The organism is Rhodococcus sp. 1163 (assembly GCF_002091985.1).
Lineage (GTDB): Bacteria > Actinomycetota > Actinomycetes > Mycobacteriales > Mycobacteriaceae > Rhodococcoides.
In genome coordinates, this window is sequence record NZ_MKKX01000038.1 from 416,925 (window position 1) to 440,682 (window position 23,758).

Consider the following 23,758-nt stretch of genomic DNA (forward strand, 5'->3'; position numbering starts at 1 on the left):
AGGAGACTTACGAACCATGAGCATCGGTACTGGTGGTGGTAGCGCCGAAGACGGCGCTACCACGTGGACGAGCGTCGTCGAATTCGCGGAGACGCTGCCGAAAGTGGCGCTGTCGACGTCGTACGGAACTCCCGCTTTGAAGGTTGCTGGAAAGCTGTTCGCCAGGCTGCGCACCGAGGCGGAAGGTGGGCTGCTTCTGGTGTGCCGCCTGGACGAGAAACAAGCGCTTCTCTCTGGCGGGAGTCCGGCCTTCTACACGACCCCGCACTATGACGGGTACGGCTACATCATCGTCGATCTCGATCTTCTCGACCGTGACGAACTGCGGGAGATGATCGTCGCCGCGTGGCGCGACAAGGCAACCCCGACTGCGAGAAAGCAGTACGACGGTACCGACTAGGATCAGTGGTGTGTCAGCTCCGATGATCGCACCGTCCATCCTTTCCGCCGACTTCGCCCGTTTGGGTGAAGAAGCCGATGCAGTCGAGGGCTCCGACTGGTTGCACGTCGATGTCATGGACGCCCATTTCGTACCCAATCTGACCTTGGGGCTACCGGTGGTTCAGTCGTTGTCGAAGGCCACCGACATTCCGTTGGACTGCCACCTGATGATCGAGGATCCGGCTCGCTGGGCGCCGTCGTACGCGGAGGCGGGCGCCTTCAACGTCACGTTTCACGCCGAGGCAACCGACGATCCGATCGCGGTCGCCAAAGACATTCGTGCGGCGGGTGGGAAAGCCGGCCTCGCCGTCAAGCCCGGCACCCCCATCGAGCCGTACCTCGAGATCCTTCGTTCGTTCGACACCCTTCTCGTCATGAGCGTGGAGCCTGGATTCGGCGGGCAGTCGTTCATGCCCGAGGTGCTGAGCAAGGCTGCGATCGTTCGCTCGCTCGTCGATTCGGGTGAGCTGAAGCTGATCGTGGAAATTGACGGAGGCATCAACGTCGACACGATCGAACAGGCCGCGGCGGCCGGGATCGACTGCTTCGTGGCAGGTTCGGCAGTCTACGGCACTTCCGATCCAGCAGGCGCGGTCCGAGGTCTACGCGCGCAAGCAGCCCGGGCCTCGAAGCACCTGTTGCACGGATGAGTGTCGCCCGGATGGCTGGTGGCGGTTACACCTCCATCGACGAGGCGATGCGGATGGCCGTCGACGAAGCCGACGCAGCCAGAGGCCGAACGAGCCCCAATCCACCCGTGGGTGCGATCATTCTCGACGTCGACGGCGTAGTCGTCGGCGTGGGGTCGACCCAACCTTCGGGTGGTCCACATGCCGAGGTCGTGGCGTTGCGGGAAGCAGGCGAGAAGGCGCGCGGGGGCACTGCGGTGGTCACCCTGGAGCCGTGCAATCACACTGGCAGAACTGGTCCGTGCTCGCGGGCACTCATCGAAGCCGGCGTCGCCAAAGTGGTGTTCGCCGTTACCGATCCCACTCCGTTGGCACAGGGCGGCGCCCAGACTTTGATCGAAGCAGGCGTGCTCGTAGAGTCCGGAACAGGCGCTGAGACCGTGGCCAAAGGGCCACTGCGTGCGTGGTTGCACAAGCAGCGGACCGGCCGTCCACACGTGACCCTGAAGTACGCCGCAAGTCTGGACGGCCGAAGTGCTGCGGCCGACGGCTCCAGTCAGTGGATCACGGGTCCTGCGGCGCGTGCCCACGTCCACGCGCAACGATCCACACTCGACGCCATCGTCGTCGGTACCGGCACGGTAGCGGCCGATGATCCGAGACTGACCGCTCGGTTGCCCGACGGCACCGACTCGCCGCATCAGCCCACACGAGTCGTCGTGGGACTTCGGGAGACAGCCCCGACTGCGCAAGTCCGAAGCTCCGAAGCTCCGACGTTGTTCGTGCGGAGCCGCGAGCCGGCCGAGGTGATGCACGCGCTGGCCGAGCACACCGATGTACTGATCGAAGGTGGACCGACACTGGCCGGCGCGTTTCTGGCCGCGGGGCTGGTCGACAGAATCGTGGCGTATATCGCTCCTCTCGTGCTGGGATCCGGCCCGGCGGCAGTGGAGAATGCAGGTGTCGGAACAATCACCGACGCCTTGAGGTTTTCTATCGAGAGTGTGCAGCCGATCGGAGCCGACATCTTTCTCAGCGCCGTTCCGAACCGAAACGCCTGAACCGCACGTACACGCAGCATCCGCCGTAGTAGCGGAACGACAAAAAGATCGACCGGACAGGAGTGAGTACGAAGTGTTCACCGGAATCGTCGAGGAACTCGGCGAGATCATCGGCAGGGAAGACCTGGTCGACGCGGCCCGCTTCACCGTCAAGGGGCCGATCGTGACCTCGGACGCAGGTCACGGCGACTCCATCGCAGTGAACGGGGTGTGCCTGACCGTCGTGGACGTGCTGGCAGAAGGCGCATTCACCGCTGATGTCATGCAGGAGACGCTCGACAGGTCTTCGTTGCAGCGGCTCGAGGTAGGCAGCCGAGTCAACTTGGAACGTGCCATGGCGATGGGCAAGCGCCTCGGCGGGCACCTGGTGCAGGGCCACGTCGACGGGACCGGATCCGTCGTTCATCGTTCACCGTCGGAGAACTGGACCGTGGTGCGCGTATCGATGCCCACATCGGTCGCTCGATACGTCGTGGAAAAGGGCTCGATCACAGTCGACGGAGTGTCGTTGACCGTGTCGGCGCTCGGCAAGGACGAAGGTGGCGAGCACTGGTTCGAGATCTCGTTGATCCCGACCACACTCGACATGACGACGTTGGGAAGTGCCGAGGTCGGTGCGCCCGTCAACCTCGAAGTGGACGTCATCGCCAAGTATGTGGAGCGCCTGCAGACCGTAGGCGCCTAGAAAGTACGCTCGAAGGTGCACCCGCACCCTCGGATGCATGGTGGGGTATGACAAGTATGGAGCGCAGGACGTGACAAGGTTCGACAGTATCGAGCGTGCGGTCGCTGACATCGCCGCGGGCAAAGCAGTTGTGGTAGTCGATGACGAGGATCGCGAGAACGAAGGCGATCTCATCTTCGCCGCCGAGAAGGCGACGCCCGAACTCGTCGCGTTCATGGTGCGGTACACCTCCGGATATCTGTGTGTGCCGCTCGCCGGTGAGGACTGTGATCGACTCGGGCTGCCGCCGATGTTCGCCACCAACCAGGACAAACACGGCACTGCATACACGGTGACAGTCGATGCGCGCGAGGGCATCGGCACCGGCATTTCCGCATCCGATCGTGCAGCGACCATGCGGTTGTTGGCAGACCCGGATACAGGTGCCAACGACTTCACACGCCCTGGTCACGTGGTACCACTCCGTGCGAAAGAAGGCGGCGTTCTGCGTCGCCCCGGCCACACCGAAGCCGCCGTCGACCTCGCACGCATGGCCGATCTGCGACCGGCGGGCGTCATCTGCGAAATAGTCAGCCAGAAGGACGAGGGCGCGATGGCCCAAACCGACGAACTGCGGGTTTTTGCAGACGAACACAACCTGGCTCTGATCTCTATTGCCGACCTCATCGCGTGGCGTCGTAAGCACGAGAAGCATGTGGTCCGCGTGGCCGATGCACGCATTCCGACCAGGCACGGGACATTCCGTGCCGTCGGCTACCAAAGCGTGTACGACGAGGTGGAGCACGTTGCGCTCGTCATGGGCGATATCGCAGGCCCGGACGGCGATGGAAGCGACGTTCTCGTTCGCGTCCACTCGGAGTGCCTCACCGGCGATGTATTCGGATCGCTCCGATGCGATTGTGGACCCCAGCTCGATGCTGCGATGGACATGATTGCCGCAGAGGGTCGGGGCGTTGTGCTCTACATGCGCGGTCACGAGGGTCGCGGCATCGGTTTGCTGCACAAGCTGCAGGCCTACCAGCTCCAGGACGCAGGTTCGGACACCGTCGACGCAAACCTGCAGTTGGGGCTTCCAGCAGATTCCAGGGACTACGGGATCGGTGCCCAAATTCTGGTGGACCTCGGAATCTCGTCCATGCGGTTGCTCACCAACAATCCGGCGAAGCGAGTCGGGTTGGACGGGTACGGACTCCACGTGACAGAGCGGGTTCCGATGCCGCTCCGCGCGAATGCCGAGAATCTGACGTACCTTCGCACCAAACGAGACCGCATGGGACACGACCTGGTCGGTTTGGACGAGTACGAAGCAGGGACCAACCGATGAGCGGCGGCGGCGAACCCGAACTGCAGCTGTCCGGTGCAGAGGACCTGAAGCTGGCTATCGTTGCGGGCCAGTGGCACAGGACGATTTCCGAGGCGCTGCTGGCTGGTGCCAAGCGGAAGGCCGAAGAGGTCGGTATCACCGACGTCACCGTGGTGCGTGTCGCCGGTGCGATCGAACTGCCGGTAGTTGCCCAGGCTCTGGCCAAGTCGCATGACGCAGTGGTCGCACTCGGGGTGGTCATCCGTGGCGGTACTCCGCATTTCGAGTACGTCTGCGACGCTGTCACCGCCGGTCTGACCAGGGTTTCGCTCGACGAGAGCACACCCGTCACCAACGGAGTGCTCACCACGAACGACGAAGCACAGGCACTCGATCGGGCCGGTCTCCCGGAATCGAAAGAGGACAAGGGTGCGCAAGCGGTAGCAGCTGCTGTCGACACCGCGCTGACACTCAAGCACCTACGTCAGCCGTGGACCGACGAGGCGTTCCGATGACCGACGACGCTCGTTGGGAACTCGAGGTGCGTTCGATCAAGTCCGCCCGGTTCGCGATAGCAGCGGCGGTCGTGCTGCTGGTGTCGCACACCACCGTGGCGATTCTTCTGCGCGTGTCCCCAACCGGGGTCTACTTTCGCACTGCCGATCAGCTTGCACTCGCCGGAATCGGTGTCCTGCTAGCCGGGATCGCACTGTTGCTGACACGACCGCGCGTGCGGGTCGGTAGAGAAGGCGTCGCCGTTCGCAACATTTTGTCCGAGCGCTTGATCGAATGGGATCTGGTGCGCGGCCTGTCGTTTCCCGACGGTGCGATGTGGGCTCGAGTGGACATCCCCGACGACGAGTTCATCCCGGTGATGGCAATTCAGTCCAACGACCGAGGCCACGCCGTCGACGCGGTGCGGGCGTTCCGTTCGCTCGAAGCAAAGTACACGGGCGCCGACAGGGTGACGGAAGAGTGAGCGAGCAGCGCTGGGCCTGGTTCGTCGGTAGCTGCGACTAGCCTGGGATACGTGTCCGATCCAGCTACGTACCGCCCTGCAACCGGGACTGTTCCGGTCGAGCCCGGTGTGTACAAATTTCGCGATCCGCATGGACGCGTCATCTATGTCGGAAAAGCAAAAAGCCTCCGCAGTCGCCTGAACTCGTATTTCGCCGACGTCGCCTCTCTTCATCCCCGCACCCGACAGATGGTGACCACCGCGGCCTCGGTCGAGTGGACCGTCGTGACGACCGAGGTCGAGGCGCTCCAGCTCGAATACAACTGGATCAAAGAATTCGATCCTCGGTTCAATGTTCGCTATCGCGACGACAAGAGCTATCCGATGCTCGCGGTCACGATGAACGAAGAGTATCCACGCCTGTTCGTCTACCGGGGTCCACGGCGCAAGGGCGTGCGGTATTTCGGTCCGTACGCCCATGCTTGGGCCATCCGGGAAACCCTCGATCTGCTGTTGCGGGTATTTCCAGCACGTACCTGTTCGGCCGGAGTGTTCAAGAGGCACAAGCAGATCGGTCGACCTTGCCTACTCGGGTACATCGACAAGTGTTCTGCGCCGTGCGTAGGTCGTGTATCGGCGGACGAGCATCGCACGATCGTCGAAGACTTCTGCGACTTTCTCTCCGGTAAGACCGACAGACTGGTTCGTCAGATCGAGAAGCAGATGCAGACGGCGTCCGATGATCTGGACTTCGAAACCGCTGCACGACTGCGCGACGACGTCGGCGCACTGCGTCGCGCGCTCGAGAAGCAGGCGGTGGTGCTCGGTGACGGCACCGATGCCGATCTCGTCGCTTTCGCCACCGATGCACTCGAGGCCGCGGTGCAGGTATTTCACGTTCGCGGCGGACGTGTGCGAGGCCAGCGCGGCTGGGTCGTCGAGAAGGCAGGCGAGGTGATCGAGCAGCAGGCCGCCGATCAATCCGACCTACCAGCATTGGTCGAGCAATTTCTCACCCAGTTCTACGGTGAGCAAGCAGCGCTGTCGTCACACGTGCCGGGCAACCGAGACAGCCAGAACGACGACGGCAGTGCCAACGCGGTTCCGCGTGAGGTTCTCGTGCCGGTGTTACCCGCCAACGCAGCCGAAGTGCAGCTGTGGCTCAGTTCACTTCGCGGATCCAATGTGACGCTCCGAGTACCGCAACGTGGGGACAAGAAGGCCCTCGCCGAGACGGTGGAGCGCAACGCAAAGGAAGCGCTGCAGCAACACAAACTCAAGCGTGCAGGCGATTTCACCTCGCGATCCGCCGCCTTGCAAGGAATTCAGGAGGCCCTGGATCTGGATTCGGCGCCGCTTCGTATCGAGTGCATCGATATCTCCCACGTGCAAGGGACCGATGTCGTCGCGTCGTTGGTGGTGTTCGAGGACGGGCTTCCCCGCAAGAGCGACTATCGGCACTATTCCATCAAGGAAGCGGCCGGAGATGGGCATTCCGACGACGTGGCGAGTATTGCGGAGGTGACGCGCCGTAGGTTCCTGCGTCACAGCTCCGATGCGAGCGGAGCTGGTTCAGGTGGAGATCTCGCGCCCGAGGCGGCGCTCGACCCGCAGACCGGACGGCCCCGGCGATTCGCGTACCCTCCCAATCTTTTCGTGGTCGACGGCGGTGCACCTCAGGTCGCTGCAGCGGCCGAGGTTCTCGATGAGCTCGGAATCACCGATGTGGCCGTCGTCGGCTTGGCGAAACGACTCGAAGAAGTGTGGGTGCCGGGTGAGGCGGACCCGGTGATCCTGCCGCGTACCAGCGAATCTCTGTATCTGCTGCAACGTGTGCGAGACGAGGCGCACCGTTTTGCGATCACGTTCCACCGCAGTAAGCGATCCAGACGCATGACCGCATCGGCTCTCGACTCGGTCAAAGGACTGGGGGAGAGTCGGCGAAACGCACTCGTGGGGCACTTCGGTTCGGTCGCGAAACTCAAAGAAGCGACCGTTGCCGACATCATCGAGGTGCCCGGTATCGGTGAGATGACGGCCAAAGCTGTGCTCACGGCACTCAGCGGCGAAACGGCTTCCAGCGCGCCCGGCGTCGAGGTGGGGGATGATGTCCCCGGTGGCGACACGTTCGATGGGGGCGAACGCAGTCGTCAGGAAGCAACTTCGACAGGGCAGGCATGACGTGAGCGAACCCAATATCCAGCATGCCACCGACCAGCCGGACAGGCTGGTCGGTCGAGGTGACGGCATCGAAGTGGCGCTGGTCACCGGGTTGTCCGGCGCAGGGCTTCGGACTGCCGCAAAAGTTCTCGAAGATCTCGGTTGGTACGTCGCCGACAATCTTCCACCCGAGCTGATATCGCAGATGGTCGATCTCGGTCTCGAGTCGGAACCGCGGATCGATCGTCTTGCGTTGGTGATGGATGTTCGAAGTCGATTGTTCACGGGGGACCTCGACTGGGTGGTGCGAGAACTCGATTCCAAGGGCGTCCGCAATCGTGTGCTGTTCCTCGACGCTACCGATGCCGCCCTGATCCAACGATTCGAATCGAATCGTCGGAGTCATCCGCTGCAGAACGACGGTCAGGACGGCACCCTCACCGAGGGCATCGCGGCGGAGCGGATTCGGTTGGCGCAGGTGAAAGCTGCCGCCGACGTCACCATCGACACCACTTCACTGTCGGTGCATCAACTGCGGCGAAAGATCGAGACGGCCTTCAGCGGTGTCGACGCAGATCTGATCGGTGTGACCGTGCAGTCGTTCGGGTTCAAATACGGACTACCCATGGACGCTGATGTGGTCTGCGACGTACGGTTCCTCCCCAATCCGCATTGGATTCCAGAGCTACGCGAGCACACAGGTCGTAACCCCGCAGTGAGCGAGTACGTCCTGAGTCAGGAAGGCGCTCAGGACTATCTGCAGACGTTCCATCACCTGTTGCTGCTGACGGTCAACGGCTATCGGCGAGAGGGTAAGCAGTACATGACGGTCGCGGTCGGTTGCACGGGCGGCAAACATCGAAGCGTGGCGATGTCGGAGGCTTTGGCGATACTTCTGGGTCGGCACGATGATCTGTCGGTGCGGGTTCAGCATCGCGATGCGGGTCGCGAATGAGTGCGAAAGACGGCGGCGGTGTCGGGTCTTCGCTGAAGATCGTGGCTCTCGGTGGGGGACATGGCCTGTACGCGACGCTCAGTGCCGCACGCAGACTGGCGTCGGATGTGACCGCGGTGGTCACCGTGGCCGATGACGGCGGATCCTCCGGTCGACTTCGCGCCGAACTCGGCGTACTGCCGCCAGGGGATCTACGCATGGCGCTCACTGCTCTGGCTGCCGAGGATCCGCGAACTCAGCGATGGGCGGAGGTTCTCCAGCACAGGTTCGGTGGTTCCGGCGCGCTGGCGGGACACTCGGTCGGGAACTTGATCCTCGCCGGGCTCACCGAAGTTATCGGTGATCCGGTGTCGGCATTGGAAGAGATCGGATCGCTGCTCGGCATCGAGGGACAAGTAGTGCCGATGGCACTGGTGCCGCTCGACATCGAAGCCGACGTGTCAGGTCTCGAAGACGACCCGCGTGTGAGCAGAGTCATTCGTGGTCAGGTCGCTGTCGCCACCACACCAGGCAAAGTGAGAAGGGTGCGGCTGACGCCACCCGGTCCGCCGGCGACGCCCGAGGCGATAGCGGCAATCGAGGCGGCCGACCTTGTCGTACTCGGGCCGGGATCGTGGTTCTCGAGTGTCATTCCCCATGTCTTGGTTCCGGATCTGCTGACGGCGCTCGAGACGACAGCAGCGCAAAAGGTTCTGATTCTGAACCTGGCACCGGAGCTCGGGGAGACCACAGGATTCTCTGCCGAGCGTCATCTGCACGTACTCTCCCAACACGCACCTGATTTCTCCGTGGACTACGTCGTGGTGGATTCGGCCTTCGTCCCGGACGGCGCGGAACGCGACCACGTAGCTCGAGCTGCCGCAAGGCTCGGGGCCGACGTCGTGTACGTAGACGTCGCCGAATCAGGAACTCACGCGCATCATTTCGGCAAGTTGGCTGCTGCCCTCGGTAACATCGTCTCGTCGCGGGACGAGGCACCGGTGGGTTCCGCACGCAGAGAGGGGAACACTTCGTGGCCATGACAGCGGAGGTGAAGGACGAGCTCAGCAGGCTCGCGATTACCCAGGTGAGCTGCAGGCGAGCCGAAGTATCGGCCCTGCTGCGATTCGCCGGTGGGCTTCACATCGTTGCAGGAAGAGTCGTCGTGGAAGCGGAGGTCGATCTCGGATCGATCGCTCGGCGTCTGCGACGCGAAATTTTCGAACTCTACGGCTACTCGTCCGACGTCCACGTCCTGAGTGCCGGCGGGTTGCGTAAGACCTCGCGCTACGTCGTCCGGGTTGCCAAGGACGGAGAGGCGTTGGCCAGACAAACTGGACTGCTCGATATGCGGGGCCGTCCCGTCCGAGGTCTCCCAGCACAGGTCGTCGGCGGAACGATCGGCGATGCCGAAGCTGCGTGGCGGGGTGCGTTCCTCGCCCATGGATCACTCACCGAGCCGGGCCGCTCATCGGCGCTCGAGATCAGTTGCCCAGGACCCGAAGCGGCGTTGGCCTTGGTCGGCGCTGCCAGACGACTCGGTGTCGCAGCAAAAGCACGCGAAGTTCGCGGTACCGACCGGGTCGTCGTTCGTGACGGTGAAGCGATCGGCGCACTCTTGACCCGAATGGGCGCTCAGGACACCCGGTTGGTGTGGGAAGAGCGTCGGATGCGCAGGGAAGTGCGGGCCACCGCAAACCGCCTCGCGAACTTCGACGACGCCAACCTCCGGAGGTCGGCTCGAGCTGCCGTCGCAGCTGCGGCGCGGGTGGAGCGAGCCTTGAACATTCTCGGGGACGAGGTGCCGGACCATCTGGCAGACGCAGGTGCTCTCCGCGTACAGCATCGCCAGGCGTCGCTGGAAGAACTCGGTCAGCTCGCCGATCCGCCGATGACGAAGGACGCCGTCGCCGGACGAATCCGTCGACTGTTGTCGATGGCGGACCGTAAAGCCAAGGACACCGGTATTCCGGACACCGAGTCGGCCGTCACAGCGGAATTACTCGACGAGGCCTGAACGGTTCGGTGCTGGGTGTCGCGCGCGCAAGCGGTGCCCGCACACTAGGGTGGAATCTGCGCGTGCGGAAGTTCGCATGCGCAGACCACGAAGAACCGGTGCAACAGCACCGGTTCGAAGACATCGTTCGACAACATCGTTCGACAACATCGGTGCAACGACATCGATTCAACAACTTAGGAGCGAACAGTGACGATCCGGGTAGGCGTTAACGGTTTCGGCCGTATCGGACGTAACTTCTTCAGGGCGGTAGATGCGCAGAAAGCTTTGGGCACAACTGATATCGAGATCGTCGCCGTCAATGACCTCACGGACAATGCGAGCCTCGCTCACCTCCTGAAGTACGACTCCATCCTTGGGCGCCTGCCCCACGAGGTGAGCCTCGAGGGTGACGACACGATCGTTGTCGGGAACCAGAAGATCAAGGTTCTGTCGCTGCGCGAGGGACCTTCGGCGCTCCCATGGGGCGATCTGGGTGTCGACGTGGTCGTGGAGTCCACCGGTATCTTCACCGACGCTGCCAAGGCAAAGGGACACCTCGACGCCGGCGCGAAGAAGGTCATCATCTCCGCTCCCGCCAAGGGTGAGGACATCACGATCGTCATGGGCGTCAACGACGACAAGTACGACGGCAGCCAGAACATCATCTCCAACGCGTCGTGCACCACCAACTGCCTCGGCCCCATCGCGAAGGTCCTCGACGACAACTTCGGCATCGTCAAGGGCCTCATGACGACCATCCACGCGTACACACAGGATCAGAACCTGCAGGACGGTCCGCATTCGGACCTCCGTCGTGCACGCGCAGCCGCGCTGAACGTCGTTCCGACCGGTACCGGCGCAGCGAAGGCCATCGGCCTGGTTCTCCCGCAGCTGCTCGGCAAGCTCGACGGCTACGCACTTCGCGTTCCGATCCCAACCGGCTCGGTCACCGACCTCACCGCTCACCTCGCCAAGAAGGCGAGCGTCGAGGAGATCAACGAGGCTATGCGTGTTGCAGCAGAGGGACCGCTCAAGGGCATCCTCAAGTACAACACCGACCCGATCGTCTCCTCGGACATCGTCACCGACCCGCACTCGAGCGTCTTCGACGCCCCGCTGACGAAGGTCATCGACGACCAGGTCAAGATCGTTTCCTGGTACGACAACGAGTGGGGTTACTCCAACCGTCTCGTCGACCTCATCGGTCTCGTCGGAAAGTCTCTCTGATCAACATGGCCGTCAAGACACTGCAGGATCTGCTAGCGGCCGGCGTGTCCGGCCGCGCAGTGCTCGTGCGCGCCGACTTCAACGTTCCGATCGAGAACGGTGTCATCACCGATCCCGGTCGGATCGTTGCGTCGCTGCCCACGCTGAAAGCGCTGCTCGACGCCGACGCGAAGCTGATCATCACAGCGCACCTCGGCCGACCCGAAGGCAAACCGGACGCGAAGTACTCGCTGGCTCCGGTCGCGGCGAAACTGGGTGAGCTGCTCGGGCGCCATGTTCAACTCGCGGGCGACGTCGTCGGCCAGGATGCACAGGCACGTGCCGAGGGTTTGACGGACGGCGATGTACTCCTGCTGGAGAACATTCGCTTCGACCCGCGTGAAACCAGCAAGGACGACGCCGAGCGCGCGAGCTTGGCTGCCGAACTGGTTGCCTTGACCGATGGCGAGGGCGCTTTCGTATCCGACGGGTTCGGGGTGGTTCATCGCAAGCAGGCTTCGGTTTTCGATGTTGCCGCACTCTTGCCGTCTTATGCGGGCAATCTGGTGGCCACCGAGGTCGAGGTCTTGAAGACACTGACCGAGACCCCGAAACGCCCGTACGCAGTGGTCCTGGGTGGTTCGAAGGTGACGGACAAGCTCGCGGTGATCGAGGCACTTGCACCGAAGGTCGACACTCTGGTGATCGGCGGCGGCATGTGTTTCACATTCCTCGCTGCTCAGGGTGTTTCGGTAGGCACCTCGCTTCTGCAGGAGGACATGATCGAGACCTGCAAGGATCTGCTCGAGCGATTCGGAGATGTCATCCATCTTCCCAAGGATGTCGTCGTCGCCGATTCGTTCTCTGCTTCTGCCGAATCGAAGATCGTTCAGTCCTACGAGATTCCGGACGGCTGGATGGGGCTCGATATCGGACCTGAGTCGGTGGAACGCTTCGGAGCGGTCCTACGCGCGGCCAAGACAGTGTTCTGGAACGGTCCGATGGGCGTGTTCGAATTCGAGAAGTTCGCAGCCGGGACCAAGGGCTTGGCCGAGGCAATCGGATCGGCTACTGCCAACGGTGCGTTCAGCGTCGTCGGCGGTGGTGATTCCGCTGCAGCCGTTCGTGCCCTCGGGTTGCCGGACGATGGTTTTTCGCACATCTCGACCGGGGGTGGAGCGTCCCTGGAGTACCTCGAGGGTAAGCACCTTCCCGGACTCGCAGCGTTGGAGGTCTGACTCGTGTCACGCAAGCCGCTTATCGCAGGCAACTGGAAAATGAATCTGAACCACCTCGAAGCGATTTCGCTGGTGCAGAAGATCGCGTTCTCGCTGCCGGCAAAGTACTTCGACAAGGTCGATGTGACGGTCATCCCGCCGTTCACCGACATCCGGAGCGTGCAGACCCTCATCGAGGGTGACAAACTCCTTCTCACCTTCGGTGCGCAGGACGTGTCGGCTCACGACTCGGGCGCATACACAGGCGAAATCAGCGGCTCGATGCTGGCGAAGCTGGGTGTCACCTTCGTGGTCGTCGGCCACTCCGAGCGTCGCACGCTACACAGCGAGGACGACGCGACAGTGTTGGCCAAGACCAAGGCTGCTCTGAAGAACGGGCTCACCCCGATCGTCTGCATCGGAGAGGGCTTGAACATCAGGGAGGCCGGTGAGCACGTGTCGTACAACGTCAAGCAACTGCGCGGCTCGCTGAATGGACTGTCGGCCGAGGAAATCTCGAAGGTGGTCATCGCCTACGAGCCGGTCTGGGCCATTGGTACAGGTCGAGTGGCCAGCGCGTCCGATGCTCAGGAAGTGTGCGGAGCGATCCGTGAGGAACTGAAGACCCTGGCTTCCGACGAAGTTGCCGCTGTGGTTCGAGTTCTCTACGGAGGGTCGGTCAACGCCAAGAACGTCGGCGAGATCGTCGGACAGGCCGACGTCGATGGGGCACTCGTCGGTGGGGCCTCACTCAAGGCGGACGAATTTGCCACACTGTCGGCCATCGCCGCCGGTGGGCCGCTTCCCTGATCCGGAGTTTTTGCATCGCGCCTCGGTTTACACGCACGAGAGTACGAAGGGTCGTCGGGCAGTTGACGCGATCGTGACAGATTCGAACAGTTCGGACACCGTGCTCTTCGGGCACGGTGTCCGAACCTGTTCGTAAGGCAGGTAAGCTGCCAAAGGCATCCAATCGATTTTGAGGTGGACATGGATCTGTTTCTGGATATCCTGCTGGTTATCACCAGTCTGGCGCTGATTTTGTTGATCCTGCTGCATCGCGGTAAGGGCGGCGGTCTGTCCAGTCTGTTCGGTGGCGGCGTCCAGTCGAGCTTGTCCAGCTCGACTGTGGTCGAGAAGAACCTCGATCGTTTGACGATTTTCACCGGAGTGGTGTGGCTCATCGCGATTCTCGGAATCGGTCTGGAGATCAAGTACTCCTGACATTCGGCTGACCGCGGTATCGATCCGGTCTTGGGCTGCACACGCGGCTCGACTCGGCGATACTGGGGGAATGAGCGAATCCTCCTTCGAGTCGGTCGGTTCACCCGCCTTCGTCACACCGACCACTCAGGGCCGTGAGTTGACCGAGCCCCTCCGCGAGGACATCCGCTATCTCGGTGGAATCCTCGGCGACATCATTCGCGAACACGAAGGTTCTGACGTGTTCGATCTCGTCGAACGAGCGCGACTCGAATCTTTCGCTGTTCGCCGATCCGAGGTGGAGCGCGAAGATTCTGCCGGCTTCTATGCCGATGCCGATGTGGCCCAAGCGATTCCATTGATTCGAGCGTTCAGTCACTTCTCGCTCCTTGCCAATCTTGCGGAAGACCTACACCGCGAGCGACGTCGCGCCATCCACGTCGACAGAAACGATCCGCCGCAGGCCAGCAGTCTCGATGCAACGTGGCTCGCACTCGACGCAGCGGGCCTCACGCAGTCGCGGGTGACTGCGGCGTTGGCGGACGCATTGGTCTCGCCGGTGATCACCGCGCATCCCACCGAGACCCGTCGACGTACCGTATTCGACGTCCAGGCGAAAATCACCGACCTCATGCGTCGACGCCAGGTCGTCTCGACTGCCAAGGTCTCGAGTTCCGCGCAGGAATTGACTTCCATCGACACCCAGATCCGACGTCAAGTGCTGACACTGTGGGAAACAGCTCTGATTCGTTTGTCGCGCTTGCGTATTCAAGACGAGATCGAGGTCGGTCTTCGCTATTTCGAATCCTCGTTGTTCGATGTCATCCCCGCACTGAACGCCGATGTGCGAAGCGCACTGCGGCTTCGGTGGCCGGACAGCAATCTGCTGGCACGACCCATCCTGCGTCCCGGTTCGTGGATCGGTGGAGATCGCGACGGAAATCCGAACGTCACCGCAGAGGTGGTACATACCGCCACGCACCAAGCCGGGTACGTCGCGTTTGCGTACTACTTGGACGAATTGGTCTCCCTCGAGAAGGAACTGTCGATGTCTGCCAGGCTGGTGGCCGTCACCGAGGACCTGCTTACCCTCGCTTCCACCTCCGGTGAATCGGATGATCGTCGGTCCGATGAGCCGTATCGAGTGGCCATTGCCGGTATTCGTGCACGACTGTCGGCCACGGCGGCTGCGGTCCTCGACTCGGTACCGGTCTCGGCGCTCGACCGTGGGGCCGCGCCGTACTCTCGGCCACAGGATGTTCTCGACGATTTGGACACGGTCGATCGTGCTTTGCGTGCAGACGGAGACGCACTGATCGCCGATGATCGTCTTCAGAAGTTGCGCCAGTCCGTCGAGACTTTCGGCTTTCATCTGCAAGCGTTGGACATGCGACAGAATTCCGAGACGCACGAAGTTGTGGTCGCCGAGCTGCTCGCGTGGGCCGGCGTCCACCAGGACTACCTGTCACTCGCCGAGGCGGACCGGGTGGCAGTCCTCTCTCGTGAACTGATGACCCGGCGCCCATTGATCGGTCCGACCGCCGAGCTCAGCGAGCTCGCGACGAAGGAACTGGGCATCGTTCGAGCTGCCAAGGAAGCGATCGATCATCTGGGTCCCGACACGATCCAGAACTACATCATCAGCATGTGCGAGTCCGTCAGTGACATGCTCGAGGCGGCCTTGTTGCTCAAAGAGGCGGGCATCTTCGACCCCGGAGTCGACGGGTCGGCACCGACGTCGTCCGTGGGCGTAGTGCCGTTGTTCGAGACAATCGAGGACCTGCAACAGGGCGCGGCAACGCTGATCGCCACTCTCGAAGTTCCCGTGTACCGAGCGTTGATCGCTGGTCGCGGCATGAACCAGGAAGTGATGCTGGGTTACTCGGACTCCAACAAGGACGGCGGATATCTGGCCGCCAACTGGGCGCTGTATCGAGCTGAACTCGATCTACTCGAGGCCTCGCGCAAGACCGGGATCAGGTTGCGGCTCTTCCACGGCCGGGGAGGCACTATCGGTCGCGGTGGTGGCCCGAGCTACGACGCGATACTGGCGCAGCCGCCAGGGGTCGTCCAGGGCTCACTTCGACTGACCGAGCAGGGCGAGATCATCGCCGCCAAGTATGCCGAGCCTTCCAGGGCTCGACGGAATCTGGAGTCGCTGGTAGCAGGAACGCTCGAGTCGACGTTATTGGATGTCGAAGGCCTGGGCGAGGATGCGGAGCCTGCATACGCAGTACTCGACGATCTAGCCCAGCGAGCTCGTGCGGCATACGGCCGACTGGTCCATGACGAGCCTGGGTTCGTCGAGTACTTTTCGATGGCGACGCCGGTAGCAGAGGTCGGTGAATTGAACATCGGAAGCCGTCCCGCCTCGCGCAAGCCGACCAATTCGGTGAGCGACCTTCGCGCGATCCCGTGGGTCATGTCGTGGAGTCAGTGTCGAGTCATGCTTCCGGGCTGGTACGGAACAGGAACTGCGATAGAAGAGTGGGTCGGCGGGGACGAGGACAAATTTGCCTCTCTCACCGATCTGTATCGGACATGGCCGTTCTTCCAGACCGTGTTGTCCAACCTTGCCCAGGTGATGGCCAAGTCCGACTTGGGTATTGCCGCGCGCTACGCAGAGCTCGTCCCCGACCGTGAGTTACGCGGACGGATCTTCGGCATGATCGAGACCGAGCATGCGAAGACGGTGCGCATGTATCTGCGGATCACCGGCCACACCCGACTGCTCGAGGACAACCCGGCATTGGAGCGCTCGGTTCACAACAGGTTCCCGTACCTCGAACCGCTGAACCAGATGCAGGTGGAAATGCTGCGCAGGTTCCGCGCAGGCGACACGGATGAACGCGTCAAACGCGGAATCCTGTTGACGATGAACGGTCTCGCCACCGCACTTCGCAACAGCGGCTGAGGTTTCGTTCGCCCGGGGTCCCGATCGGTCCCGGGCGGCGAGCGGTTCGGCACGATCGAACGAATAGGGGCGTCGGTGGAACCGGTCCCGTTGTCGGCGCGTCATAAGAGGTAGGGGGACGGGACCGCGGACCAAGGAGGCAGAAATGTCACAATGCAGAGAAAGCATCGAATCATGGCGCGACGGAAGGGCTTACCGTTCGGTCGGGCACGGGGGACGTCGAGTCCAGCTGCCGGCAAGGCAAACCCCGATCAGCCAGACCCCGGTCGACACCGAACAGGCACTCGAATCCGGCACGCACGGCGCCGAGCCTGTCTGAAATGACAAGACAAGGATCGGCGCCGTCTACAGTGCCTTCAGTCGGTGGCAAGTCCCGATGCTGCATCCGCGTCGAGGAACCATACGGTCGAGGTGGAACCGAGCGCGCCGGCAGACGGTATGTCGACTGGGTCGGCGCCACCTACGGCATCGGATACCGCTTGGGCCTTCGCGGCACCGGACACCAGCAACCACACATGCTTGGCACGTTGAATTGCCGGTAGTGTCAACGTGATTCGAACCGGCGGTGGCTTGGGGGAGTCCTCGACAGCAACGACGTAGTGAGTCTTCTCGCGCACTGCATCGGTGTGCGGGAAGAGCGAATTGATGTGGCCCTCACCGCCCATACCGAGCAGATGGATGTCGAACGCAGGAGTGTGGTTCCCCTCCGAATGCGACGCCAGAATCTGGGCATAGCTCACGGCGGCGAGTCGTGCATCGCTCCCGTGCGGCCCGTCGGACGCGGCCATCGGGAACACACGGTCCGGGTGAACCGGGACGTGGGCGAGCAGAGCGTTCCTGGCTTGCACTTCGTTGCGCTCCGGATCGCCCGATGGAAGGAAGCGTTCGTCACCGAAGTAGACATCCACTTGCGACCAGTCGATTGCGCCGGAGTCTTCTCGCAGGGCTTCGAGCAAGGCGATTCCGGTGCCGCCCCCCGTCAGTACCACCGAGGCAGAACCACGATCGGCCTGGGCGGCGACAACCACTTCGACGAACCGGGACCGCGCAGCGTCGACCAGTGCTTGTGCGTCCAGGAATTGCAGAACCGACGTCTCACTCATAGCTCACCTTGGACAGCCCTTTCAATGCGAGTTCATAGATTTCATCGGTATCGAGTCGGCGCAATTCTTCGGCAAGGCACTCACGAGTCTCACGGCGCGCGAGTGCGACCTCGGCGTCGGGTTGACCTGTTCTCGACAGTGTTGCCGTCTTTCCGGTCTGGGGTCGAACGATGCTGATCGCGCTGTTCTCGCGCTTCAGTTCGACTTTCAGTTCACCGGTCCTACGGTGCACCGGAACCTCGAGTTTCGCTGCGAGCCACCCGGCGAGGATGTCGAGCGCAGGCTCCTCTGCGAGGCCGGAAACAGTGACGTCCACGACCTTCTCGTGTGGAGCCTGATCCAGTGCGGTGGCGAGCAACCCACGCCAGTAGGTGACTCGGCTCCACGACAGATCCGAGTCGCCCTGGGAGTAACTGTCGAGCCGTGACTTGATCGTCGACGTCGGATCCGGCGACTTCGTGGCATCGGTAATCCTCCGAATTGCCAACTTGCCCAACGGATCCTGCGCGGGGATCTTGGGCGCTTCGTTCGGCCACCAGACTACGATCGGGGTGTCCGGCAGCAGAAAAGGAATGACGACACTGTGCTCGTGCTCGGCAAGTTCACCGTGCAGCCTGAGCACCACTACCTCGGATGCTCCCGCGTCGCCACCCACCCGAATCTGGGCATCCAGCCCGGATTCGGCAGAGCGGTCTCCTCGAATGAGGACGATGACGCGACACGGATGCTCTCGGCTCGCTTCGTTGGCTGCCTCGATGGCAGTCTCGGCTTGCTCGCCGTCACGGCTGGCGACGATGAGCGTGAGCACCCGTCCGATGGTGACAGCGCCACCGGATTCACGAAGCTCGATCAGCTTCTTGCCCACCGCCCTCGTCGTCGTGGCGGGGATATCGACGATCACGGCCTTCTCCATTCGCGTCCGGTGCGGTGCATCATTTCATCGCCCGATGTCGGACCCCACGTACCCGCTTCGTACGGCTCGGCTGTTCCACCCGCAGCCCAGAAGTCGAGAATCGGATCCAGAATCTGCCACGAAAGCTCGACCTCGGCGTTGACTGGGAACAGTGAAGGCTCACCGAGCAGCACATCGAGGATGAGCCGCTCGTAGGCCTCCGGTGAAGACTCCGTGAATGCCTGGCCGTAGCTGAAGTCCATGCTGACATCTCGAACCTGCATGCTCGAGCCAGGCACCTTGGACCCGAAACGCATCGTCACACCCTCATCGGGTTGAACCCTGATGACGAGTGCATTCTGACCGAGTTCTTCTGTCATCGTCTCGTCGAAAGGAAGATGCGGCGCACGTTTGAACACCATCGCGATTTCGGTAACCCGGCGACCGAGAGCCTTACCTGTCCTGAGATAGAAAGGAACTCCACCCCATCGACGCGTGTCGACCTCGAGCGTGATGGCAGCGTAGGTCTCGGTATTGGACTCGGTGTCGAAACCTTCTTCTTCCTTCAGGCCCTTCACCTTCTGACTGCCCTGCCAGCCCGCGCTGTATTGCCCACGCGCCGAAGTCTGGGCCAGCGGTTCCGCCAGTTTCGTTGCCGAGAGAACTTTGATCTTCTCCGACTGCAATTCGGTGGGACTGAAACTGACCGGCTCCTCCATGGCAGTGATGGCCAACAGTTGCAGCAGGTGATTCTGGATCACGTCACGTGCTGCGCCGATGCCGTCGTAGTAACCGGCCCGCCCACCGAGGCCGATGTCCTCGGCCATCGTGATCTGGACGTGATCGACGTAGTGCGCGTTCCAGATCGGGTCGAAGAGCTGATTCGCGAACCGGAGCGCCAGAATGTTCTGAACTGTTTCCTTGCCGAGATAGTGGTCGATGCGGAAAACGGTGTCCTCGGGAAACACCCGGTTCACGACGGCGTTCAGTTCCTTGGCGCTCGCCAGATCGTGTCCGAAAGGCTTCTCGATGACGACGCGACGCCAATTGTCGTCCGTGCTCTGCGCCAACCCGGATCGCGAGAGTTGTTCGAGCACAACCGGAAACGCGCTGGGAGGAACAGAAAGGTAGAAGGCATGGTTGCCGGCGGTTCCACGTGTTGCATCCAATTCGCCCAGCGTGCGGGCCAATTCGTCGAAGGCGGCGTCGTCGTCGAAGGAACCCTGTACGAATCGGAATCCTTCGGCGAGCGTGTTCCATACTTCTTCGATGAAGGGAGTTCGTGCGTGATCGCGAACTGCATCGTGCACGATTTTCGCGAAATCTTCGTTGCCCCACTCGCGACGAGCGAAGCCGACCAAAGCGAAACCGGGGGGGAGTAGCCCCCGGTTCGCCAGGTCGTACACCGCAGGCATGAGCTTCTTTCGAGCGAGATCGCCCGTGACGCCGAATATCACCAGGCTGCACGGGCCGGCGATACGAGGAAGGCGTTTATCGCGAGGATCGCGAAGTGGGTTCTGCCACTCCGCATTGCTCTTCGGGTCGGTGTCTGCGGTGGCCACGTATCAGCTCTTCTGGCCCGCTTGGCGAAGCTGCTCACCGGTGGCTTCGAGCAGTTCGTTCCACGATGCCTCGAACTTTTCGACGCCCTCGTTCTCGAGAGTGAGGAACACGTCCGAGATATCGATCCCGATTGCGGAAAGCTTGTCGAACACTTCCTGGGATTCGGGGCCCTTGCCGGAAATAGTGTCGCCTGTGACCTCACCATGATCGGCGACCGCGTCCATGGTCTTTTCCGGCATCGTGTTCACAGTGTTGGGGGAGACCAGATCGGTGACGTACAAGGTGTCCGGGTATGCCGGATTCTTGACCCCGGTCGATGCCCACAGCGGACGCTGCGGGCGAGCACCGGACCCAGCGAGATCGTGGAACCGTGAGCCCACCTCGAACGCCTGCTGGTAGGCCACGTACGCGAGCCGCGCGTTGGCCAGTGCTGCCTTACCCTGGAGGTCCGTCGCGGCAGGGGTGCCGATCTTGTCCAGGCGCGCATCGATCTCGGTGTCGACGCGAGAGACGAAGAACGACGCGACCGAGTGGATCTTCGACAGGTCGTGCCCTGCGGCGCGAGCAGCTTCGAGGCCCTCGAGGTATGCGCCGATGACCAGTTCGTAGCGTTCGACGGAGAAGATCAGCGTCACGTTGACGCTGATGCCCTCACCGATGACCTTGGCGATGGCGGGGATGCCTGCCTCAGTTGCCGGGATCTTGATCAGGACGTTCGGCCGGTCGACGATCTTCCACAGTTCGACCGCCTGAGCGATCGTCTTCTCGGTGTCGTGTGCCAGTCGTGGATCGACCTCGATGGAAACGCGTCCGTCGACTCCGGCAGTCGCTTCGAAGACCGGAGTGAAGATGTCGCACGCGTTTCGTACGTCGTCTGTGGTGACGGTGCGGATGGTGGCGTCGACATCGGCACCGCGTTCGGCCAGTTCGGTCACCTGAGCGTCGTAGGCGTTGCCCTTGCTGAGAGCTGCTTGGAAGATCGACGGATTGGTCGTCACGCCGACGACACTCTTGCTGTCGATCAGTTCCTGCAGGTTGCCCGAGGAGATACGGTCACGCGACAGGTCGTCGAGCCACACCGATACTCCAGCGGCCGATAGAGCGGCGAGATTCTTGTTCTGGGTCATGTCTGTCATCCCTTCACGTTGGTGATCGAGCGCTGTGCGGCGGCGGTGACGGCCTCGGCTGTGAATCCGTACTCGCGGAACAGTGTTTTGGCGTCCGCCGACTCGCCGTAGTGTTCGAGCGAAACGATCTCGCCGAAGCCTCCGACGATCTTGTACCACGGCATTGCGATTCCGGCCTCGACCGAGACGCGAGCTTTGACCGTGGGTGGAATCACCTGGTCGCGGTAGTTCTGGTCTTGGCTTTCGAACCACTCCACACACGGCATCGACACGACGCGAGCGGCTATCGACTGCTCTGCAAGCAGCTTCTGCGCCTCTACTGCGTACTGGAGTTCCGAGCCGGTACCGATGAGGATGACGTCGGGTGCGGTCGGGGAGTCCGACAGAATGTAACCGCCCTTGGACACACCCTCGTAGCTGGTTCCCGCCAGGACCGGGATGCCCTGACGCGTCAGCGCCAGCCCGACCGGGCCACTGCTACTCGACTTGGCGAGCACGGCCTGCCATGCGAAGGCTGTCTCGTTGGCATCGCCTGGGCGGACCACCGAGAGATTCGGAATTGCACGCAGAGCAGCGAGGTGCTCGACCGGTTGGTGGGTCGGGCCGTCCTCGCCGAGACCGATGGAGTCGTGTGTCCACACATAGATGGGGTCGATGTCCATCAGCGATGCCAACCGAACAGCGGGACGCATGTAGTCACTGAACTGCATGAACGTGCCGCCGTAGGCGCGTGTCGGTCCGTGCATGACGATCCCGCTCAGAATGGCGCCCATCGCATGCTCGCGGATGCCGAAGTGCAGGGTTCTACCGTACGGCTCTGCATCCCAGTCGTCGGTGGAGATCGAGGTGGGGCCGAACGACTTGGCGCCCTTGATTGTGGTGTTGTTACTGCCCGCGAGGTCCGCCGAGCCGCCCCACAGTTCCGGGAGAACGGGTCCTACCGCATTGAGAACCTCGCCGGAGGCCGCTCGGGTGGCGATGGCCTTGCTGCCGGGCTCCCAGGTCGGGAGGACATCGGTCCATCCTTCGGGCAGAGTCCCTTGGGTGAGTCGGTCGAGCAATTTCTTGCGCTCGGGCTCACGCGCTGCCCAGGCGTCGAATTCGAGGTTCCACTCTTCGTGCGCCTTGCGGCCGCGTTCCTGCAGGTTGCGCGTGTGCGCGATGACCTCGTCGGTCACCTCGAACGTCTTCTCCGAGTCGAAACCGAGAGCCTTCTTGACCTTCACGATCTCTTCTTCGCCGAGCGCCGCACCGTGAACGGCGCCGGTGTTCATCATCGTCGGCGCGGGGAAGCCGATGATGGTGCGCAAAACGATGATCGACGGCTTGTCGGTCACCGCCTTGGCTGCCTCGATGGCTGCCTCGATGGCCGTGACGTTCTCGCCGCCCTCGACGACCTGGACGTGCCAGCCGTAAGCCTCGTAGCGTGCTGCGGTGTCTTCCGACAATGCGATATCGGTCGAGTGCTCGATTGAAATCTTGTTGTCGTCGTAGAAGAGAATGAGGTTGCCGAGTTGCTGGGTACCGGCAAGAGAGGACGCCTCGGAGGTGATTCCTTCTTCGATGTCGCCATCGGAAGCGATGACGTAGATGAAGTGGTCGAACGGACTTGCGCCGAGCGCAGGCTCTGGATCGAACAATCCGCGCTCACGTCGCGACGCCATGGACATGCCGACAGCCGACGCCAGTCCCTGACCGAGCGGACCGGTGGTGATCTCGACGCCGTCGGTGTGCCGGAACTCGGGGTGGCCGGGTGTCTTCGACCCGAATGTGCGTAGGGATTCGATGTCGATCAGTTCGAGTCCGAATCCGCCGAGGTAGAGCTGCAAGTACAGCGTCAGGCTCGAATGTCCGCAGGACAACACGAAGCGGTCGCGACCGATCCAGTGTGTGTCGGTCGGATCGTGGCGCATGGTCCGCTGAAACAGCGTGTACGCGAGTGGCGCGAGACTCATCGCCGTCCCGGGGTGACCGTTTCCGACCTTTTGAACCGCGTCCGCAGCGAGGACTCTGACGGTATCGACCGCCCTGGTGTCCAGGTCCGTCCAGTCGCTGGGGTGGTGCGCCGTGGTGAGGACGTCAATATCGTCTGTGGTCGACACGAGCAGAGATCTCCTGACATTCGTATAATTGAGGCCGACGTGCGTTCGATCTTGGTTCGATCGAATTGCCGCCGACCACCAGCCTAGTTCCGCGGCACCTCATTGTCGTGTCTTCCCCCCGTCGGGCTCCGCTGCACTCGCTGCCCGGGCCTGACGTAGTTGCCCGGCAGGGGATATGTTTCTCACTTTGGGGGCCTGCGAATTGGAGCCGCGATGCTCGGCGTCTACCATCGCCTGTAGTAGTACGTAGGTAATCGCCGA

At 62.3% G+C, this 23,758-nt stretch carries 21 protein-coding genes; 16 read left to right on the forward strand and 5 right to left on the reverse strand.

The features are described 5' to 3' along the window. Positions 1 to 16 precede the first annotated feature (16 nt). The 16 genes from BJD99_RS19675 to ppc all read left to right on the forward strand — a co-directional run bounded on the left by BJD99_RS19675 (position 17) and on the right by ppc (position 16,710). Positions 17 to 400, forward strand: coding sequence for an MmcQ/YjbR family DNA-binding protein (locus BJD99_RS19675; protein ID WP_084348820.1), 384 nt, complete (start codon positions 17 to 19; stop codon positions 398 to 400). Positions 401 to 410: 10 nt separating this feature from the next. After that, positions 411 to 1,091: a ribulose-phosphate 3-epimerase gene (rpe, locus tag BJD99_RS19680; RefSeq protein ID WP_084348821.1), complete on the forward strand. Its 681-nt coding sequence runs from the start codon at positions 411 to 413 to the stop codon at positions 1,089 to 1,091. Continuing rightward, positions 1,088 to 2,131 (forward strand): bifunctional diaminohydroxyphosphoribosylaminopyrimidine deaminase/5-amino-6-(5-phosphoribosylamino)uracil reductase RibD, encoded by a 1,044-nt coding sequence (gene ribD / locus BJD99_RS19685; RefSeq protein WP_373270565.1) that lies wholly within the window; start codon positions 1,088 to 1,090, stop codon positions 2,129 to 2,131. The genes rpe and ribD overlap by 4 nt, the downstream gene beginning before the upstream one ends. A 73-nt stretch (positions 2,132 to 2,204) precedes the next feature. Then, the gene (locus tag BJD99_RS19690) at positions 2,205 to 2,816 is read left to right on the forward strand and encodes a riboflavin synthase (RefSeq protein WP_084348822.1); all 612 of its coding nucleotides are present in this window, start codon (positions 2,205 to 2,207) and stop codon (positions 2,814 to 2,816) included. A 70-nt stretch (positions 2,817 to 2,886) separates the two neighbouring features. Next, positions 2,887 to 4,140 (forward strand): bifunctional 3,4-dihydroxy-2-butanone-4-phosphate synthase/GTP cyclohydrolase II, encoded by a 1,254-nt coding sequence (locus BJD99_RS19695; RefSeq protein ID WP_084348997.1) that lies wholly within the window; start codon positions 2,887 to 2,889, stop codon positions 4,138 to 4,140. Then, complete coding sequence (gene ribH / locus BJD99_RS19700; protein WP_084348823.1) at positions 4,137 to 4,634, forward strand: 6,7-dimethyl-8-ribityllumazine synthase; 498 nt, start codon at positions 4,137 to 4,139, stop codon at positions 4,632 to 4,634. The genes BJD99_RS19695 and ribH overlap by 4 nt, the downstream gene beginning before the upstream one ends. Further along, a complete protein-coding gene (locus BJD99_RS19705) occupies positions 4,631 to 5,098 on the forward strand; it encodes a PH domain-containing protein (RefSeq protein WP_084348998.1) in 468 nt (155 codons plus the stop codon). The genes ribH and BJD99_RS19705 overlap by 4 nt, the downstream gene beginning before the upstream one ends. Before the next feature lie 51 nt (positions 5,099 to 5,149). Further along, entirely contained in the window at positions 5,150 to 7,258 is a 2,109-nt protein-coding gene (uvrC, locus tag BJD99_RS19710; protein WP_084348824.1) for an excinuclease ABC subunit UvrC, read from the forward strand. Next, positions 7,209 to 8,192, forward strand: coding sequence for an RNase adapter RapZ (gene rapZ / locus BJD99_RS19715; RefSeq protein ID WP_084348825.1), 984 nt, complete (start codon positions 7,209 to 7,211; stop codon positions 8,190 to 8,192). Before uvrC ends, rapZ begins: the two co-directional genes overlap by 50 nt. Continuing rightward, positions 8,189 to 9,214, forward strand: coding sequence for a uridine diphosphate-N-acetylglucosamine-binding protein YvcK (gene yvcK / locus BJD99_RS19720; RefSeq protein WP_084348826.1), 1,026 nt, complete (start codon positions 8,189 to 8,191; stop codon positions 9,212 to 9,214). The genes rapZ and yvcK overlap by 4 nt, the downstream gene beginning before the upstream one ends. Further along, positions 9,205 to 10,188, forward strand: coding sequence for a DNA-binding protein WhiA (gene whiA, locus BJD99_RS19725; protein WP_084348827.1), 984 nt, complete (start codon positions 9,205 to 9,207; stop codon positions 10,186 to 10,188). The genes yvcK and whiA overlap by 10 nt, the downstream gene beginning before the upstream one ends. A gap of 189 nt (positions 10,189 to 10,377) precedes the next feature. Further along, positions 10,378 to 11,397, forward strand: a complete 1,020-nt coding sequence (gene gap, locus BJD99_RS19730) for a type I glyceraldehyde-3-phosphate dehydrogenase (RefSeq protein WP_084348828.1) — start codon at positions 10,378 to 10,380, stop codon at positions 11,395 to 11,397. Positions 11,398 to 11,402: 5 nt separating this feature from the next. Beyond that, on the forward strand, positions 11,403 to 12,614 hold the full coding sequence (pgk, locus tag BJD99_RS19735; RefSeq protein ID WP_084348829.1) for a phosphoglycerate kinase: 1,212 nt from the start codon (positions 11,403 to 11,405) through the stop codon (positions 12,612 to 12,614). Between the two features lie 3 nt (positions 12,615 to 12,617). Continuing rightward, entirely contained in the window at positions 12,618 to 13,403 is a 786-nt protein-coding gene (gene tpiA, locus BJD99_RS19740) for a triose-phosphate isomerase (protein ID WP_084348830.1), read from the forward strand. A gap of 180 nt (positions 13,404 to 13,583) precedes the next feature. Next, on the forward strand, positions 13,584 to 13,817 hold the full coding sequence (gene secG, locus BJD99_RS19745) for a preprotein translocase subunit SecG (RefSeq protein ID WP_084348831.1): 234 nt from the start codon (positions 13,584 to 13,586) through the stop codon (positions 13,815 to 13,817). A gap of 70 nt (positions 13,818 to 13,887) precedes the next feature. Continuing rightward, on the forward strand, positions 13,888 to 16,710 hold the full coding sequence (ppc, locus tag BJD99_RS19750; protein WP_084348832.1) for a phosphoenolpyruvate carboxylase: 2,823 nt from the start codon (positions 13,888 to 13,890) through the stop codon (positions 16,708 to 16,710). Positions 16,711 to 17,066: 356 nt separating this feature from the next. On the opposite strand, the gene pgl is transcribed toward ppc, so the two are convergent. The 5 genes from pgl to tkt are packed head-to-tail and all read right to left on the reverse strand — an operon-like array spanning position 17,067 to position 23,497. Then, a complete protein-coding gene (pgl, locus tag BJD99_RS19755; protein ID WP_084348833.1) occupies positions 17,067 to 17,813 on the reverse strand; it encodes a 6-phosphogluconolactonase in 747 nt (248 codons plus the stop codon). After that, a complete protein-coding gene (opcA, locus tag BJD99_RS19760) occupies positions 17,806 to 18,714 on the reverse strand; it encodes a glucose-6-phosphate dehydrogenase assembly protein OpcA (protein ID WP_373270566.1) in 909 nt (302 codons plus the stop codon). Before opcA ends, pgl begins: the two co-directional genes overlap by 8 nt. Next, entirely contained in the window at positions 18,711 to 20,267 is a 1,557-nt protein-coding gene (zwf, locus tag BJD99_RS19765) for a glucose-6-phosphate dehydrogenase (protein ID WP_084348835.1), read from the reverse strand. Before zwf ends, opcA begins: the two co-directional genes overlap by 4 nt. A 3-nt stretch (positions 20,268 to 20,270) precedes the next feature. Further along, entirely contained in the window at positions 20,271 to 21,395 is a 1,125-nt protein-coding gene (tal, locus tag BJD99_RS19770) for a transaldolase (RefSeq protein WP_084348999.1), read from the reverse strand. Positions 21,396 to 21,400: 5 nt separating this feature from the next. After that, the gene (gene tkt / locus BJD99_RS19775; protein WP_084348836.1) at positions 21,401 to 23,497 is read right to left on the reverse strand and encodes a transketolase; all 2,097 of its coding nucleotides are present in this window, start codon (positions 23,495 to 23,497) and stop codon (positions 21,401 to 21,403) included. Positions 23,498 to 23,758 lie beyond the last annotated feature (261 nt).